Annotated in this window: 17 protein-coding genes; 3 read left to right on the top strand and 14 right to left on the bottom strand. The window is 43.0% G+C overall.

Annotation, left to right across the window (positions count from 1 at the left end):
* Window positions 1-4: 4 nt before the first annotated feature.
* The 7 genes from V6984_RS01795 to V6984_RS01765 form a co-directional block, all read right to left on the bottom strand.
* The gene (locus V6984_RS01795) at window positions 5-895 is read right to left on the bottom strand and encodes an ABC transporter permease (RefSeq protein ID WP_342758110.1); all 891 of its coding nucleotides are present in this window, start codon (window positions 893-895) and stop codon (window positions 5-7) included.
* Between the two features lie 94 nt (window positions 896-989).
* Entirely contained in the window at window positions 990-2,705 is a 1,716-nt protein-coding gene (locus V6984_RS01790; RefSeq protein ID WP_342758109.1) for an extracellular solute-binding protein, read from the bottom strand.
* 297 nt (window positions 2,706-3,002) lie between these two features.
* Window positions 3,003-3,266: a 30S ribosomal protein S18 gene (gene rpsR / locus V6984_RS01785; protein WP_031391378.1), complete on the bottom strand. Its 264-nt coding sequence runs from the start codon at window positions 3,264-3,266 to the stop codon at window positions 3,003-3,005.
* Window positions 3,267-3,340: 74 nt separating this feature from the next.
* Complete coding sequence (locus V6984_RS01780; protein WP_342758108.1) at window positions 3,341-3,796, bottom strand: single-stranded DNA-binding protein; 456 nt, start codon at window positions 3,794-3,796, stop codon at window positions 3,341-3,343.
* An 18-nt stretch (window positions 3,797-3,814) separates the two neighbouring features.
* Entirely contained in the window at window positions 3,815-4,105 is a 291-nt protein-coding gene (gene rpsF / locus V6984_RS01775; RefSeq protein WP_342758107.1) for a 30S ribosomal protein S6, read from the bottom strand.
* Window positions 4,106-4,206: 101 nt separating this feature from the next.
* Window positions 4,207-4,389: a DUF951 domain-containing protein gene (locus V6984_RS01770; RefSeq protein WP_342758106.1), complete on the bottom strand. Its 183-nt coding sequence runs from the start codon at window positions 4,387-4,389 to the stop codon at window positions 4,207-4,209.
* A gap of 22 nt (window positions 4,390-4,411) precedes the next feature.
* A complete protein-coding gene (locus V6984_RS01765) occupies window positions 4,412-5,128 on the bottom strand; it encodes an NAD-dependent protein deacylase (protein WP_342758105.1) in 717 nt (238 codons plus the stop codon).
* Window positions 5,129-5,332: 204 nt separating this feature from the next.
* Here V6984_RS01765 and V6984_RS01760 point away from each other — a divergent pair, with 204 nt between their 5' ends.
* Window positions 5,333-7,408 carry a methyl-accepting chemotaxis protein gene (locus V6984_RS01760; RefSeq protein ID WP_342758104.1) on the top strand — a complete coding sequence of 692 codons (2,076 nt, stop codon included), beginning with the start codon at window positions 5,333-5,335 and terminating at the stop codon, window positions 7,406-7,408.
* A 2-nt stretch (window positions 7,409-7,410) separates the two neighbouring features.
* On the opposite strand, the gene V6984_RS01755 is transcribed toward V6984_RS01760, so the two are convergent.
* The 5 genes from V6984_RS01755 to V6984_RS01735 form a co-directional block, all read right to left on the bottom strand.
* Window positions 7,411-9,432 carry an FtsX-like permease family protein gene (locus tag V6984_RS01755; protein ID WP_342758103.1) on the bottom strand — a complete coding sequence of 674 codons (2,022 nt, stop codon included), beginning with the start codon at window positions 9,430-9,432 and terminating at the stop codon, window positions 7,411-7,413.
* Window positions 9,432-10,220 (bottom strand): ABC transporter ATP-binding protein, encoded by a 789-nt coding sequence (locus tag V6984_RS01750; RefSeq protein ID WP_342759921.1) that lies wholly within the window; start codon window positions 10,218-10,220, stop codon window positions 9,432-9,434. Before V6984_RS01750 ends, V6984_RS01755 begins: the two co-directional genes overlap by 1 nt.
* A gap of 130 nt (window positions 10,221-10,350) precedes the next feature.
* Window positions 10,351-11,445: a sensor histidine kinase gene (locus V6984_RS01745; RefSeq protein WP_342758102.1), complete on the bottom strand. Its 1,095-nt coding sequence runs from the start codon at window positions 11,443-11,445 to the stop codon at window positions 10,351-10,353.
* Window positions 11,442-12,119: a response regulator transcription factor gene (locus V6984_RS01740; protein WP_342758101.1), complete on the bottom strand. Its 678-nt coding sequence runs from the start codon at window positions 12,117-12,119 to the stop codon at window positions 11,442-11,444. Before V6984_RS01740 ends, V6984_RS01745 begins: the two co-directional genes overlap by 4 nt.
* Before the next feature lie 96 nt (window positions 12,120-12,215).
* Window positions 12,216-13,385, bottom strand: a complete 1,170-nt coding sequence (locus V6984_RS01735; protein WP_342758100.1) for an amidohydrolase — start codon at window positions 13,383-13,385, stop codon at window positions 12,216-12,218.
* A 154-nt stretch (window positions 13,386-13,539) separates the two neighbouring features.
* Between V6984_RS01735 and V6984_RS01730 the strand changes: the two genes are divergently transcribed.
* A complete protein-coding gene (locus V6984_RS01730) occupies window positions 13,540-13,998 on the top strand; it encodes a spore coat protein CotJB (RefSeq protein ID WP_342758099.1) in 459 nt (152 codons plus the stop codon).
* Complete coding sequence (locus V6984_RS01725) at window positions 13,999-14,616, top strand: manganese catalase family protein (RefSeq protein WP_342758098.1); 618 nt, start codon at window positions 13,999-14,001, stop codon at window positions 14,614-14,616.
* Window positions 14,617-14,670: 54 nt separating this feature from the next.
* Here V6984_RS01725 and V6984_RS01720 read toward each other — a convergent pair whose 3' ends face one another.
* Together V6984_RS01720 and V6984_RS01715 are read right to left on the bottom strand one after the other, a co-directional pair.
* Window positions 14,671-15,687 carry a chemotaxis response regulator protein-glutamate methylesterase gene (locus tag V6984_RS01720; RefSeq protein WP_342758097.1) on the bottom strand — a complete coding sequence of 339 codons (1,017 nt, stop codon included), beginning with the start codon at window positions 15,685-15,687 and terminating at the stop codon, window positions 14,671-14,673.
* 53 nt (window positions 15,688-15,740) lie between these two features.
* The gene (locus V6984_RS01715) at window positions 15,741-16,556 is read right to left on the bottom strand and encodes a protein-glutamate O-methyltransferase CheR (RefSeq protein WP_342758096.1); all 816 of its coding nucleotides are present in this window, start codon (window positions 16,554-16,556) and stop codon (window positions 15,741-15,743) included.
* Window positions 16,557-16,565 lie beyond the last annotated feature (9 nt).

The raw sequence follows: 16,565 nt of genomic DNA, 5'->3' as shown, positions 1-16,565 counted from the left end.
CTCCTTAGAACATTCTCCGGTCGGAAAATGTCGTGACCAATTTATTCGCAGCTAATATCAGTATCATTCCGACTACAGATTTAATCAATCCCACTGCCGTTCCCAGACTGTATTGCCTTTTTAACATACCCACTCTGTAAACATAGGTGTCCAGAATATCTCCCGATTCGTAAACGAGCGGATTGTATAGATTGAAAATCTGATCAAAACCCGCATTCAAAATGTTAGGCAGGGCCATCGTCAGCATAATGAGGATAATCGGCATGATTCCCGGCAAGGTGATATACAAAAGCCTTTTCCACCGGCTTGCCCCGTCAATGGATGCTGCTTCATACAGCCCCGGGTCTATTCCCGTAAGCGCCGCCAGATAAATGATCGAGCCATAACCGAATTCTTTCCAGCTATCGGTAGTAACCATTAACGTTCGAAACCACTGATTGCTTCCCAAAAACATAACAGGCTCCATTCCTATTACCGTCAGCAGTACATTGACCGGCCCGTCATAAGAAAATATACTTTGGACTACCGCAGCAAACACTACCCAAGACAAAAAATGAGGCATATATACAATTGTCTGAACCGTTCGTTTAAAAAACTTCACTTTTATTTCATTCAGCATCAGGGAAAAGCAGACCGGAATAAGGATTCCAAGCATAATCTTCCCAAGCGATATGATAATTGTATTAACAAAAATCTGTCTGCTATCCGGGAGGCTGAAGATAAATCTAAAATTATCAAGCCCTACCCATTTAGATTCCAAGATCCCCTTTACCGGGCTGAAATTCTGAAATGCCATCACAATTCCAGCCATAGGAATAAAATTAAAAATGATTAAAAATATCATCCCCGGAAGCATCATCAAATGATAATATACTTGCTTTTTCGGTCTATTCATAAAATAACCCATACCTTTCTTCACAGTCCGCTGCCCCGCAAAAATGCCTGAACCGATAAGATAAGCTAAACCGGCTCAGGCCTAATGTTCAGTACTAATTAATCGCTTCGTTCACTTCCTCTGTGATTTGCTGTCCTCCCGCATTCATCCATTCCTCTGCGAAAGCATCGAATTCATCTACACTTAATTCATTTGTCACTATTTTAAGAATAGTGGTTCTTTCCAGAGTTCTTAAGCTTTCCCACATCAGCGACATGGAATCCGTCTGGCTGAAGAATACCGGCTGTACGATATTTACCTCGGTATCATTCATGAGCTTGCTGGCTACCATGCGGGCATTGTAGTCCAGCCAGTTCGCTTTTTCAGGCTTTTCCTTATTGTTTACCGCTTCCAGGTATTTCGTGCAGGACTCATACAAGGAATGTTCATAGGCATTCATTTCGTCCGGATTTCTCGTTCCGTCGATGGCTTCGCTGATATGCTGATATGCACGCGCAGCAGCATCGTACCAGTCGAATCCGCCGATTACCTCCACACCGTAGCCATGAGCTACATAATCCAGATATTCCTTACATTCCGCACTTTCATCCGTATACGCCGCATCTCCCTGATTGTAATCCAAGGTGATTGATTTCGCTTTTACGAGAAGTTCCGGATGCTCAAACCCTTTTCGTACTACGAAATAATTCTGATTGGGATTTCCCGACCACATGGTTACCTTGTTATCCGAACCTGTGGGCAGAATATAAGCACGCCATTCCACATCGGGATTCAGCTCATAGGAACCGGCCAAATCATAGGGTGCCCACCAGCCGCAAAAATAGGAACCGCATTTTCCATCCGTCACAAGTGCCTTGATATCGTCATAGGTCCTGACCGCCAGCTGCTGGTCGATCACGCCTTCCTTATACCAGTCCGCAAGCACTTGCAGTCCCTGCTTCATCTCCGGCTGCACCGAGCCGTATACCGCAGTTCCGTCCTTGCCCTCCACCCATTGCTCGGGGTAGGCGCCGAAGCTTGTAAAAATATTATTGGCTTTATATGCTCCCGAATAGTTTCCGTAAATATAATTAGTGTCTCCGTCCACGCACAACGGAATTCCTACGGTCTTCCCTGCACCGTTCTCTCCCGGGTCCTGTTTTACAAAGGCCTTAACGATATTCTCTATATCTTCCAAGGTCTTGGGCTCCTCCAGACCGAGCTTATCCATCCAGTCCCCCCTAAGCCAGAGCATCTCCGGTCCGCTGGAAATAGCCGTTGTGGGAATTGCATATAATTTTCCGTCTATGGTTGCCATATCCAGGGACCGATTATCGTTGGACGCATAGATTTCCTTCATCAAATCGCTGGCACAGTTATTGTATGCCTCGGTTAAATCCTCCAGCATATCGTTCTCGGCCAATTCCTTGAAGTCGTCATAGGTAACGTTCATAATATCCGGAATATCTCCACTGGTGATTGCCATGGAAACCTTTTGATTATAGTCGTTATCGTCTGCCGCTTCGAATGCGTTCTTATTTTGTATGTTCAATTTGGATTTCATGAATCTTGTATAGGCGCTTTCCTCCGCCGTATCCGTACTGCCTTCCGGATATGCTACATCGGCACGCACTCTCAGACCGATCGTATAGGTGACCGTTTCAGGGTAGGGCTCATAAGTCGATGTAGCTGCGGCATTCTGCGCCCCGGTATCCTTTATATCCGTAATTGTATCCACGCTACCGGAACTGCCTGCGCATCCTCCTAATAGCCCCGTTACCATCGTCATTGCCAGCAGCATCGAAAATATTTGCTTTAACTTTTTACTCATTCTTAACCTCCACACAGTTTTACTACATTATTTGTTCGATTTTAGTTTAGCGCTTAACTTTATATTATTATATTATATGTTCATATAATTTTCAATATTTTTTTATTTTTTATATAATTTGCATACTTATTATTCTTTTTTTTATAATTATACTTATAAATAGGTTTAGCGTTTTACCATGAGCAAAAGTGCCTTCGCGCACGTAGCTGCGCATCCATTTTGATGTAATAGGAACACTTTCCTATTACATCAAAAAAGACCAACTACCATTTGCGATAGTTGGCCTCATTTTTAGTATTAATCCATTACATACGGCATCAATGCGATATGACGTGCTCTCTTGATTGCTACGGTAAGAGCTCTCTGATGCTTTGCGCAATTTCCTGTGATTCTTCTGGGGAGGATTTTTCCTCTCTCAGATACATATCTTTTTAATTTATTTACATCTTTATAATCGATAACATTGTCTTTGCCGCAAAATACGCAAACTTTTTTTCTTCTGCGCATGCCGCCTTTTCTTCTCATCGGAGAATCAGACCTCTCTGCTTTATTATAAGCCATAATAGTGCCTCCTATTTCATATTCACTTATCAGTTATGAACTCCGTATTAAAGTAAATACCGAGTCCTCATTTTTTAATTAAATGGAAGCTCTTCATCTATTCCATCGGGAATATTCATGAAGCCGTCCCCTGCCGCCATGGGCTCGGGTCTTCCGCCGCCGGAAAAGTTACTGTTACCGGCAAAACCCCCGTCTGCACCGGCACTGTTCTTACTCTCCGCAAATTCCTGATCTTCGACAACAACATCCGTCGTATACACCTTTACGCCATCCTTATTCGTATAGCTTCCCGTCTGGATACGTCCGGTAATCGCTATCTTTGTTCCCTTCCGGAAATATTTCTCCGCGAATTCTCCGGCTTTGCCGAATGCTACGCAGCCGATAAAGTCTGCACTGGCATCGTCATTGTTTCTTCCGAATCTGCGGTCTACAGCAAGTGTATATCTGGCAATTGCCATCGGGCTTTCCCCTTGTGAATATCTCACTTCGGGGTCCCTCGTTAAACGTCCCATAAGTATTACTTTATTCATACGTTCTCCTGTTCTCTCTTATGCCTCGTCCTGTCTGACGCATAAATATCTGATTACATTGTCCATGATACGAATTCTGTTTTCGATTTCCAGCGGAACAGTGCTCTCAGCATCAAAGTGAATGAAGTAGTAGTAGGCTTCTTTCATTTTCTGAACTTCGTAAGCTAATCTCTTCTTACCCCATTCATCCACGTTCGTAACCTGTCCACCGAATCTTTCAACAAGAGCTTTGCATTTATCAAGAACTGCTACTCTTTCTTCATCTTCGATTTTTGCACTGACAACAACGGCTAATTCATATTTGTTCATGTGCGTTACCTCCTTTTGGTCTCTGGCCCTCATTCTAAGATGAGAGCAAGGAATTTAAAATATATCACGAGTTACTATGATACCATACAAACCCGTTATTTTCAAGGCTTTTGTTTAATTTCTTTGATATTTTTCTCAAGCACTCTGCGCGCTATCATAATTTGATGACCGCAGCCTGCGCATTTCAATCGAAAGTCCGCTCCTATCCGCAGAACCTCCCATTCCTTGCTTCCGCAGGGATGCTGCTTTTTCAATCTCAGAACATCTCCAACCTGAATATCCATACAAACCACCCTCACAGTCTTATTACAGCACCTTTAGAACATCGCCGATGCTGCCCTGCACGATTAAATCCGCCACATTATCTCTCATAGTCGGCGTCTTGTTGATGAGCACGAGCTTATTTCCCTTATAACCGTCAATCATTCCTGCGGCCGGATATACCGCAAGCGAGGTACCTCCGATAATGAGAACCTCCGCATTTCTTATATAGTCCATGGCCTGCTCCATTATCTGTGAATCCAGGCCCTCTTCATAGAGAACTACATCCGGCTTAATGGGACCGCCGCATTCATCGCAGCGGGGCACTTCCACGGAATGCAGAATATGCTCTGCGGTGAAAAGCTTTCCGCAGCCCTCACAGTAATTCCTAAGCACCGAGCCATGAAGTTCAAGTACCTTCTTACTTCCTGCCGACTGATGCAAACCATCTATGTTCTGCGTAATGACTGCCTTTAACTTTCCAGCCTTTTCCCACTGGGCAAGCTTTAAATGAGCTGCGTTAGGCTTTGCCGTAAGGCATAGCATCTTGTCTCTGTAAAAACGGTAAAATTCCTCCGGCTTTCTTCTATAAAAGGTATGGCTCAAGATCGTTTCAGGAGGATAATCATATTTCTGATTATAAAGACCGTCCACGCTTCGAAAATCCGGTATACCGCTTTCCGTCGACACTCCGGCACCGCCAAAGAATACGATGTTGTCACTGTCATCTATTATTTTCTTTAGTTTCTCTATTCCGTCCATGCCATCCTCCCCGATTTATCTTCCTTATACTATACACCATTTTAGGACGGTTAGGAACCTTTGTAAAATTTTTTTTACCTCAACTTTACAAACTCTTGATAGAACTTCTCCCTTATATGACATAAACTGTCCATAGCCCATTATCTTTTTACAACCTTGGAATATACGGCTTATACAGAGAATAAGAAAGGCATGGTTGCTTATATGAAACGTAAAGACCGCTCTTTTATGAAACGTAAAGACCACTCTTTGAAAATACAATTTTTTAAAAATCTCTCCTTAATCTTTGTTTTACCCTTTCTTCTTTTATTATCTATTATCACTCTTTATACCTACCATACGGTAAAAGAGGAGACCGAGCACAAGAGCACTATTTATGCTTCCATGCTCAGCAATCAAATGCGGACGGAAATTGACAAATATACTGCTATTGTGGAAACCGCAGCTATGCAGGAGAGCGTAAAAAGCATGGACTATACACAGGCGGAACCCTATCTGCAAGCTTTACTTGCAGTGGAGGGGTCTGATGTCTGGTCCCACTTCCTGATCGCCAACCAATATGGCACCGAGCAGGTACATACCGAAGGAAAAGATGGTCATGGTTATTCTATCCGCACGCAGGAAGCCTTTGCCATGCCCTGGAAAGAGGAAAAAACCTATGTGAGTGAGCCTGCTATCTCTGTCAGCACCGGCAGGGCTGTTCTCGGAATCAGCACTCCCATATACCGGAACGACAAAAAGGTAGGGGTGCTCATCGGTTACCTCCGTCTGGAATGTATCTCCGATATATTGAACAACTATCAGTTCACAGACAACGGTTATGTCTTCATGCTCAATTCCGATGGCACCGTCTCTGCCCATCCGGATCAATCCTTGGTATTGAATACCCGTTTTGGAGTTCCTGATGAAAGTGATACCGAAGCTATGGCGGCTTATGCCCAGATCCCTGACGACCTTAAGAGAGTTTATCTTTCTATGACCCAGGGAGAAAATGGCAGTGTCATCGCCAAAAGCGATAATACCAGCTTTCTCTATTCTTATTATCCATTGGGAGTAAGAGGCATATCCATATGCATCGTCTCTCCGCTGTCGGAATCCTTTGTACTGGTATATGGACTGATCAAAACTATGATCATAAGTATGCTTCTCATATGCCTGACGGGAGGCCTGGGTACCATCATGATGTCTCAGAGAATTTCTTCTCTCTTCCGCTGGATCGCGGAACAAACATCATTGTTGTCCTCCGGGGTTACCAATCTGCGTGAGAAAAAGCTTCCTTATAAAAATACAAAAGAAATAAAAGCCCTGAAATCCTCCATGTTTACCCTTGCCTCCGGCTTAGAGCACGTACTATCCGGGCTGGATGCCAGGTCCCGTGATTTAACCCTTACCGTAAGTGAGGTATCGGAACACATCGCTTCCTCCGATGCAAATATCGACCATATATCCTCTCATCTGCAGCAAATTGCCGCGGGTACGCAAGAGGCCTCCGAAGCCACCGATACGCTGAAAAGCAGTTCCACGAAGAATTTAAGCTTTGCCACAGCAATCGCGGATTTCTCCAAAGAGGGAAAAACTTATACTCTCGATATGATGCAGAAGGCGGAAGGGCTGGAAAAAAATGCAATACATGGAAAGGCCTCCGCTATGGAGGTGCTGACATCCATGAGAGAAAATCTTAATCTTTCCATGGAGGAAAGCGGCAAAGCCGCCATGATCGGCAAATTGACCGATGAAATCCTGGATATATCCAAGCGGACAAATCTCTTATCCTTAAACGCTTCCATCGAAGCGGCAAGAGCCGGCTCATCCAGCCACGGTTTTTCCGTAGTTGCCTCTGAAATCCGCTCCCTTGCGGAAAGCAGCAAGAATGCTGCAGGAAAGATTCAGGATATCAGCGAAGTCGTAACGGCAGCCGTAGAAAAACTGGCTCTGGATGCTAATAATATTTTGTCCTTTATTGACACATCTGTTATCAATGATTATGTCTTTTTTACGGATATTGCCAATAACTACTATGCGGACGCTACCGAGATTTCCCGAATGATGGAACGTTTCTCGGAGCATGCCGAACAGCTGCGGGTTTCCTTTGCGCTCATGGACAACAATATTTCTCATATCTTTGATACCATGAATGAAAGCAGCGGAAATATTACAGGAATTGCACAGCTGACCTCCGAGTTCGCCGTAGTCCTTCACGGCATCCGCGACGAAGTCAACGCGTGCAATGAAATATCCGCGTTACTTCGAAGCAGTCTGTGCGCTTTCCGTCCGGAGTGAAATCAGGCATTTTCCCGCCTTACGATTTTATAATAGGTCTTAGCCGTCATTAAATAGCTTAAACCGTAGAAAATAATGAACACTGTGGTTACAAATACCGCACATATTGCCAACAGGGGAGTATTGAAGAACTTTAATGTAGCAAATAACTGATTTACCATAAAAAGCCCCGCTGCGGTGTGAAGCACCGCTCCTATTAGGGGCAGGAAAAATACGAGAAGTATTTGCCTGTGTATCGTAGTTTTAATTTCTTTCTCGCTCATTCCTACCTTCTGCATAATAAAGAAGCCGTCCCTATCCTCATATCCCTCTGAAATCTGTTTGTAATACATGATAAGCAGCAGGCACATGAGAAAAACGAAGCTGAATAAAATACCGATAAACAAAAGCCCGCCATTCATGCTGAGATCCATTGCTCTGCCGTCTAGATTATTATAAAACGCCACAAACCCCGGTCTGCCCTCACACCATGTATTAAGTTCGCTCATAAATACTTCCTTATCCGCCTCTTCTCCCTCCACGTTAAATCGGATAATGCGGTAGTCGCTTTCCAGAAAGCCAGCCACATCCTCCACACCATTTTTCTCCGCCCAGCTCGCAACCAAATCATCGTGCATTCTTTTATCTCTTACAACAATATAAAATTCGCCTTGAAATGTATTCTTTTCCGATTTGGGTTCTATTTTCATTTCCTTCCATTCTTTCTTTACCGTTAACGATTTGCCCATAAACGTTACCGTGTCATAGGAAAAATCAGCTCCGCTGGAAAAAATGAACACCTCGTTTTCTCCAAGTACTTCCTGCTTGTTTTCCATTTCGTTATAGTCTTCCAGAGAAATGATATTGACTTTATAATTATCTTTGGAGCTCATTTCCTCTGTAAAGCTTGCGCCAAAGGAATTGCCTTCTTTTCCGCAGGATAAAGAAATGCGCTCGTAGGATACCAAATCCTTTATTGAGATACCGTTTTCTTTTCCCAAAGCTATAGCAGCATCGCTTATATGATCCCTTCCGGCATCCTTTTTTTCAAAATAAACGCCCGTATCATAAGGAAAATTAAAATACAAAATTTCATCTAATCCCATATACAAGGATGAGGTACATACGAGTGTAATAATTACCATTGTGGAGAAAATACAAATATTTGCAAGGCTCGCGGCATTCTTTTTCATGCGATAGAGCATACCCGATATGGTAATAAAGTTGGCCGGTTTATAATAAGCCTTTTTGTTTTTCTTAACAAGTTTTAAAAATGCCACACTTCCTGAAGTAAATATAAAATAGGTACCCGCAATTACGAGAAAAACAGCAAAAAAGAAACTAATGAATACCTGAGAATCCACCTTTGAGCGAATGGCAATAGCATAGCCGCCTGCCAGTGCCGCCACTCCCAAAGCCGAATAAATCCACAGAAGCTTTGGCTCTTTTTCCCCTTTTTTACTGCCTGACAAAAGCTCCGCAGGCTTGGATTTTCCCACCTGTATCAAATTAGAAACGAGATTTATGGCGTATATCCAAAGGAAAAATATGGCCGTTTCCAGAAATGCCTCAGGATAAAAGACGAAATTCACATCCACAGGAAGCCCTGTCATACGCAAGAGCAGTAAAAACAGCAGCTTGGAAAATACCGTCCCGCTCACGATTCCTCCCCCCACCGCCACAATATAAGAGAACAAAGTCTCCGTAAGCATCATGACACCGATATGCTTCTTTTCCAGCCCTAAAATATTGTAAAGTCCTATTTCTTTTATTCTGCGCTTAATCAAAAAGCTATTGGTGTAGAATAAAAAAGGCAGGAGAATAATTCCCAAAAGCACCCGTCCGATTTGCAAAAACATCCACGCATAAACACTGTGGGGCAGTATGCCGATAATATCATTGTGCAGTATAGAGGAAAATATAAAAAAAATAAACACCGAAAATATCCCGGCACCGAAATAAGGATAATAAACCGTTCCATTTTTTATTACCCCCGTCACTGCGAGCTTTGGCAGCACACGCCATTTCTTAATCGACTTTTCCATTATCGCTCCTCCCCGTTCCCAAATGGCGCAGAGTAATTCCCCGTCTGCAATACGGTCAGCGCGTCAGAAATCATTTTATACATTTCCTCGTTAGAGCGGTTACCTCTATATATCTGATGAAACACGCAGCCATCCTTGATAAAGAGGATCCTTCCCGCATGGCTTGCCGCTTGTATGCTATGGGTCACCATAAGAATCGTCTGCCCGTCTCTGTTAATATCCGCAAAAAGCCGAAGAAGCTTAGATGATGCCTTTGAGTCCAGGGCTCCGGTAGGCTCGTCCGCAAACACGATTTCCGGTTCCGTGATAAGCGCCCTGCATACCGCCGCACGCTGCTTCTGCCCTCCTGACACTTCATATGGATATTTATCCAGTAAGTCTGTAATTTCCAGTTTTTCCGCCAACGGGCGCAGTTTTTCCTCCATATTATGAAAAGGTGCCCCGGCTAAGACCAGCGGTAGAAAAATATTGTCTCGTAAAGACAAAGTATCGAGCAAATTGAAATCCTGAAAAACAAAGCCCAGGTGATCTCTTCGAAAAGCACAAAGCTGCTTTTGCTTGATTTCCGCCAAGTTCTTATCATTTAAAAGTACTTTACCGCTGGTAGCCTTATCAAGCGACGCCAAAATATTAAGAAGCGTGGTTTTTCCCGAACCCGACTCGCCCATAATCGCCACGTATTCCCCCTCCTCCACGGAAAAGTTCACATCACAAAGCGCCTGGACCTTTACCGCTCCAAGATGCGTCGTATATATTTTTTTTACATTTTTTACTTCTAATAGCGACATCAATAAATCCTCTCTTTCATAAATCTTTCCTCTATTATAAAAAAAGAGGAAATGTACTGCCATCGCTTCGCCTTACATTTCCGCCGCCAAACTTACACTTTTGTCACATTACCATCGTTTGATGGTACCATCAATTGATGGTATCTCTATCCCGCCCGAAGCTCAGTATTACCTTTGTTCCCTCATTGACCGCAGATCTGACCTCGATTTCGTGAGACAGCTTGTCCATAATCTGTTTGCACAGATATAGGCCGATGCCGGTAGACTTTCTGTTCATTCTACCATTGTATCCGGTAAACCCCCTTTCAAAAATGCGGGGCAGGTCGCTTTCACATATACCCATTCCCGTATCCTCGATCACAATATGGCTTACTCTTTTGCTGCGCCGGCTTCCGCCCTCGTCCGCCCCGTAAATGCGGATGCCCCCTTCTACAGTATACTTAAGAGCGTTTGATAATATCTGCTCTATAGCAAAAGAAAGCCACTTCTCATCGGTTACCGTCCTGCATTCGAAATCCTCCAGGTCAAAGGAAAGCCCGCTGCCGATAAAAAGAAGAGAATATTTTTTTACAGCCCGCTTAATAATCCTGTTTACATCATATTCCTGAAAAAGCATATCCGAGGACATATCGTCCAATCGGGCATAGTATAGAGCCATCTCCGCATACCGCTCTATTTTAAACAGCTCTTCAAAGGCTTGCTTTACAACCGTATCGCTTCCGGCAGCCGTGTTCTTTACGGATTCAGTGTTCTGTACGGCTTCATTATCCGGCATCCCCTGCAGAACAAGGCGTAAGGCTGAAATAGGGGTTTTTATCTGATGTATCCACATCGTATAATAATCCGCCATATCCCGGTTTTTTTCATCTAATTCAGAAACAAGCCGTCTCTTATCTTCCCCCGCTGCCACCACTATTTCGGCGTAAAGTACCTCCGGAAGGATCTTCGCCTCAGGCAGATGATAAGCACTTTCCTCTCTCTTTGTAAGTGCATCGTACAGCTTCAGACACTTATCCCTGTAGTGGATATAATCTATTATCCCGGCAAGGGCTGCAATAAAAGCAGTTAATACCACCGCATACAACATATGAATGACACTATTGTCATAACCATAAAGAGCTGCCAGTGCAAGAAAAACAAGTACGATCATGGCATATGCCGCCAGTAAAATACTGCGTTCTTTCAAGTAACTCCCGAGTATGCTTCTTTCATTTTTCTCTCTCATAATTCCCCTAGCTTATAGCCAATTCCCTTTTTCGTAACAATCAGCTCTTCCATACCAATTCCCTCCAGCTTCTTGCGCAGGCGGTTTATATTGACAGTCAGCGTATTGTCGTCCACAAAGCACTCGTCGTCCCAAAGCCTTTTCATGATGATTTCTCTGGTTACCGTTTTCCCGGTATTCTCAAATAAAGTCTGCAATATCTTATATTCGTTTTTGGAAAGCTCTATCTTCTCATTACGGCATACCAAAGTCATATCGGAAAGATTCAGTAAGAGGCCTTTATATTCCATAAGCGACGTCTGAGCGGAAAAAGAATAGGTTCTGCGCAAAATTGCCTGCACCTTCGCAGCGAGCACTTCCAGCTCAAAAGGCTTCGTAATAAAATCATCCCCGCCCATGTTTACCGCCATAACGATATTCATGTTGTCGGATGCCGAAGATACAAAGACAACCGGTACCTGGGAGACCTTCCTTATTTCTCCGCACCAGTAATATCCATTATAAAAAGGCAGGCCGATGTCCATCAGTACCAGCTGCGGCAGAAATCTGCCGAAATGCCCCAGTACGTCACCGAAATCGGTAACTGCCTCCACTTCATAGCCCCATTTAATTAAATGCCTTCCTACTTCCTCTGCTATGGTATTATCATCTTCTACAATTAAAACTTTATACATACTCCCTCTCGCCGCTTTCCCTTCCGCTTTTGTACCATAATCCTGCGTATATATAAAATTTTCTCACATAATGTTTACTGCGTCAATCCTAACCATTTACTTGCTGTTTCTTTGAAATACTATTTCTCCGTTTACTATTGTATAAACGGTTTCTGTTGAAATTTCCATCGGATTACCTGTGAAGATAGCAATATCCGCATCTTTTCCTGCCTCTAAACTGCCTACTCTGTCCGCTACTCCGCAAATAATTGCCGGATTTATTGTAATCGCTTTAAGTCCTTCTGCAATTCCTAATCCTTTTTTCGCCGCTAAGCCGGCATATAACGGTAAATATTGAATAAGCGTAACAGGGTGATCCGATATGATCGCCACCTTTACTCCTGCTTTTGTCAAAACTCCGGATGTCTTAAAATCAGCATTTTGTACTTCAAGCTTATTTCTGGAAGACAAATCAGGACCGACTATTGCATAAAAACCACTTTGTTTTATTTCATCTGCAATAATATGTCCTTCTGTACAATGATCTAATGTCATATTAAGATCAAACTCTTTGGCTATCCGAATCGCTGTTAAGATATCATCGGTTCGATGAACATGTGCTTTTAATGGTATCTGTTTATTCAGAACGGGAATCCATGATTCTAATTTAAAATTTTCTTCAAAGTCTTCATCACTATTTAACGCTTTTTCCTTCTCTTTCTTATACTGTACTGCCCTGAATAATTCCTGTCTTAACATTGCAGCTATAGACATTCGGGTAGTTGGACTCATATTCATTTCTTTATAGGCAGCCTTCGGGTTTTCGCCAAAGGCCACTTTCATTGCAGCAGGTGCCAGAACAACCATTTTATCAATTACTCTTCCATGTGTTTTCAAAAAAGCAAATTGGCCTCCTACAACATTTGAACTTCCCGGTCCGACCATCACAGAAGTTATACCTGCCTGTAAAGCATTATGAAAAGCCGGATCAAGAGGATTAACAGCATCTATGGCTCTTAAATAAGGAGTTACGGGTTCGGTTACTTCGTTGCTGTCATCTCCTTCTATCCCCTCCTTCTCTTCCGTTATTCCAATATGGCAATGAGCATCAATTATGCCCGGCATGACCCACAGGCCACCGGCATCAATGACGAGAGTATCCTCTTTTAAATTTGTTTTAATTTCTTTACCTACCTCTATTATTTTATCACCTTCAATCAATACATTCCCTGGATTTATGAAGTCACCAGTGATCGTATACACAATACCGTTCTTTATTAAAAGCATAAATCACCTCCAAATGAAAAACTATGCCTGGTATGTACAAATAAAATACAAGTCATTCCCAATGTAAAAACTCCGTTTTGGGAAATACTAATAATGTAATTTTTGAAAAGTTACATTTGATTACAAAACAGTATTGACAAGAAAGGAGATTTTTATGTCTGAAAATCATTTGGCAATTGCAAATGTACCGATACAGCCGTGGGGCGAATTATATTCGCAGGAAGAAGCGCTTAATGTCGGTACCATATTCCAAGATTTAAATATGCCTTTTTTTGCGAGTGAAGCTGTAATGGGAACGACGAATCCTATTGCGAGCGGTTTGAAAAGCCTGGGAGTTTCAAAAGAGCAAAAAGAAAGGGAACAATTGATGACAAAAATTAATCAGGTAAGTTTTTTTCTGGATGATCTGACACTATATTTAGACACTCATGAAAAAGACGCTGAAGCACTTAAGCTTTACCATGAAAAAGCACAGGAGTGTGCAGAACTTAGAAAACAGTTTGCACAGGAATTTTATCCTTTGACCAAACTATGCGTTCCTCAATGCGGAAATGGTGAAACAAACTTTTGTTTACAGGATGGCCCGATGCCATGGGAAGGAGCGTGCGTATAAATGTGGATTTATGAAAAACGACTCCAGTACCCGGTAAAAATCACAAAGACATGTCCCAAAACCGCAAAGCTTATTATCAGCCAGTATGGCGGTCCGGACGGAGAATTGTCAGCGTCCATGCGTTATTTGTCACAACGTTACAGTATGCCTGTTAAAGAAGTGGGAGGTCTGTTAACGGATATCGGTACGGAAGAATTGGCGCATATGGAAATCATATGTGCGATGGTATATCAGCTAACAAAGAATCTTACGATCGAGCAGGCTAAGACAGAAGGCTTCGACGCATATTATATTGACCATACCACTGCTCTCTGGCCGCAGGCAGCAGCCGGGTTACCGTTTACCGCAATAGAGTTTCAGTCCAAAGGAGATGCCATCACCGATTTAACAGAAGACCTTGCAGCAGAACAAAAGGCAAGAACAGTATATGATAACTTGCTTCGTATGATTCCGGAACCAGAAATCAGAGAGCCGTTAAAGTTCTTAAGAACCAGAGAAATTGTTCATTTCCAGAGATTTGGGGAAGCTTTGGAAAAAACAAAGGATCAGCTGGACAGCAAAAATTATTATTACTTTAATCCGGAATTTGATAAAGATATGTTTCACGGTAAGTTATAACAGCTTTTAAGAGATACAGCCGCACGGCCCAAGGGCCATACGGCTGTTGTTTCATCATTTCAGCATGCTCATCAATGCCCTCGGGATACCTGATAAGGGCACTTGCGTTTCTACTGCCCCGATATCATAAGCTGCTTTAGGCATACCATACACGACACACGACTTTTCGTCCTGCCCAATGGTCCTTGCACCTTTTCTTTTCATAGCCAAGAGTCCTTTTGCTCCGTCATATCCCATTCCTGTTAAAATAATGCCGATGGCTTCGTTCCCCGCCTTCTTAGCTGCGGAATCGAATAACATATCCACCGAAGGGCAATGTCCGCTTACTTTTTCTCCTTCGGATACCTCGACCTTATATCTGTCTCCTAATTTGTTAATCCGCATATGCCGGTCCCCGGGAGCAATCAAGACTTTGCCCTTTTCCACATAATCTCCGTCCTCTGCCTCTTTTACCGTTAATGAGGTTTGGTTATTCAAACGCTCTGAAAACATTCTGGAAAATACAGGCGGAATATGCTGTACAATTACGATACCCGGGATGTCCGCCGGCAGCTGCATAAGTATACTGTACAAAGCTTCGGTCCCTCCCGTAGAGGCACCCATTGCGATGATCCTGTTTTCGGGAAAATGATTTCCATATAACGTCTGTTTGGCAATTACCGCATTATGAAAAGCCACCTTGGAAACTGCCGCAATTTTTATCTTGGCAATAAGCTCCCGTATGAAAACCTGCATATTGGAGGAAGCTTTATCAACAGGCTTTGCGACAAAGTCCACAGCGCCTGCATCCATGGCATCGAATACGGCCTCGCTCAAACCGCTGACTATGATGACCGGGATAGAATACTGCGGAAGAAGCCTGCGGACAAACTCTATACCGTTCATCCTTGGCATCTCTATATCGCAAGTCATGACATCCGGTTCCCATTCCAATATCTTGTCTCTGGCTTCAAAAGGATCCGAAGCCCTTGCCACGACCTCAATGTTTACATCAGTTTCAATTCCTCTTATTATGGCTTCACGGAATACAATACTATCATCTACGACCAATACTCTAATCTTTTTCTTCATTTTTCATACACCCAGGCTCTATACTCATAATATCCCCCAAGATAAAATCCCAGTCAGTTTTTTCTGTAAACGGCAGGCATAATATATTGGAATCCGGATCTTTCCCTGTTTATCGTTTCCGAGTGGCCAATAAATAAATAGCCTCCGGATTCCAAATGACTATAAAACTTATCCACTAACAAATCCCTTGTCTCATTATCAAAATAGATCATAACGTTCCGGCAAAATATGACATGAAATTTCTTCTTAAAGGGAAAGAACGATTCCATCAGATTGAATTTACGAAATATGATCTCATTCCTTATCCGCCCCTCTACTATCCAGTTTCCCTCATCATATCTGCGAAAATAATTTTGTTTCCAATGCACGGGCAGCGGGGTTATCCTCTCATCGCTGTAAATTCCTCTTACCGCCGTTTCCAGGGCGCTCTGGGATATGTCGGTGGCCAATATCTTTTTATCCCACCATGATTTTTCCGGTCCCAGATATTCATCCAATAGCATGGCAAGAGTATATGCCTCTTCTCCTGTGGAGGCGGCCGCACACCAAATCCTCAAATCTTTTTCATGAACGGACTCTTTCAAGCCGGGGAGCACATGATCCCTCAGAAAATCAAAATGTCCTGACTCCCTCATAAAAAAAGTATGATTGGTAGAAATTTTATCAATCAGAGTTATGACAGCCTGTCCCGTCCTGTCTGCGAGTACGTATTTGAAATATTCCGTAAAGCTGTTACAGCCTGCGTCTAAAAGTACACCCTGCAGCCGCCCCATTACCAAAACTTTTTTCTCGGTTTTTAGATTAATACCGTAATTCTTTTTTACATATTCCGTAAGCTGCTTAAACTCTTTCTCTGTAATCTCAACCATATTGACCTC

It is taken from the genome of Kineothrix sp. IPX-CK, assembly GCF_039134705.1.
Classification (GTDB): Bacteria; Bacillota; Clostridia; order Lachnospirales; family Lachnospiraceae; genus Kineothrix; species Kineothrix sedimenti.
Note: the sequence above shows the minus strand (reverse complement) of the source record. Positions and strands in the feature narration are given on the sequence as shown.

What these genes read in the sequence shown, in the direction of transcription:
- rpsF (WP_342758107.1), bottom strand. Translation starts at nt 4,105, where the DNA reads ATGAACAAATATGAATTAGCCGTTGTTGTCAGTGCAAAAATCGAAGAT.
- V6984_RS01760 (WP_342758104.1), top strand. Translation starts at nt 5,333, where the DNA reads ATGAAACGTAAAGACCGCTCTTTTATGAAACGTAAAGACCACTCTTTG.
- V6984_RS01725 (WP_342758098.1), top strand. Translation starts at nt 13,999, where the DNA reads ATGTGGATTTATGAAAAACGACTCCAGTACCCGGTAAAAATCACAAAG.
- V6984_RS01765 (WP_342758105.1), bottom strand. Translation starts at nt 5,128, where the DNA reads ATGGACGGAATAGAGAAACTAAAGAAAATAATAGATGACAGTGACAAC.
- V6984_RS01770 (WP_342758106.1), bottom strand. Translation starts at nt 4,389, where the DNA reads ATGGATATTCAGGTTGGAGATGTTCTGAGATTGAAAAAGCAGCATCCC.
- rpsR (WP_031391378.1), bottom strand. Translation starts at nt 3,266, where the DNA reads ATGGCTTATAATAAAGCAGAGAGGTCTGATTCTCCGATGAGAAGAAAA.
- V6984_RS01735 (WP_342758100.1), bottom strand. Translation starts at nt 13,385, where the DNA reads ATGCTTTTAATAAAGAACGGTATTGTGTATACGATCACTGGTGACTTC.
- V6984_RS01745 (WP_342758102.1), bottom strand. Translation starts at nt 11,445, where the DNA reads ATGAGAGAGAAAAATGAAAGAAGCATACTCGGGAGTTACTTGAAAGAA.
- V6984_RS01730 (WP_342758099.1), top strand. Translation starts at nt 13,540, where the DNA reads ATGTCTGAAAATCATTTGGCAATTGCAAATGTACCGATACAGCCGTGG.
- V6984_RS01715 (WP_342758096.1), bottom strand. Translation starts at nt 16,556, where the DNA reads ATGGTTGAGATTACAGAGAAAGAGTTTAAGCAGCTTACGGAATATGTA.
- V6984_RS01790 (WP_342758109.1), bottom strand. Translation starts at nt 2,705, where the DNA reads ATGAGTAAAAAGTTAAAGCAAATATTTTCGATGCTGCTGGCAATGACG.
- V6984_RS01795 (WP_342758110.1), bottom strand. Translation starts at nt 895, where the DNA reads ATGAATAGACCGAAAAAGCAAGTATATTATCATTTGATGATGCTTCCG.
- V6984_RS01780 (WP_342758108.1), bottom strand. Translation starts at nt 3,796, where the DNA reads ATGAATAAAGTAATACTTATGGGACGTTTAACGAGGGACCCCGAAGTG.
- V6984_RS01740 (WP_342758101.1), bottom strand. Translation starts at nt 12,119, where the DNA reads ATGTATAAAGTTTTAATTGTAGAAGATGATAATACCATAGCAGAGGAA.
- V6984_RS01750 (WP_342759921.1), bottom strand. Translation starts at nt 10,220, where the DNA reads ATGTCGCTATTAGAAGTAAAAAATGTAAAAAAAATATATACGACGCAT.
- V6984_RS01720 (WP_342758097.1), bottom strand. Translation starts at nt 15,687, where the DNA reads ATGAAGAAAAAGATTAGAGTATTGGTCGTAGATGATAGTATTGTATTC.
- V6984_RS01755 (WP_342758103.1), bottom strand. Translation starts at nt 9,432, where the DNA reads ATGGAAAAGTCGATTAAGAAATGGCGTGTGCTGCCAAAGCTCGCAGTG.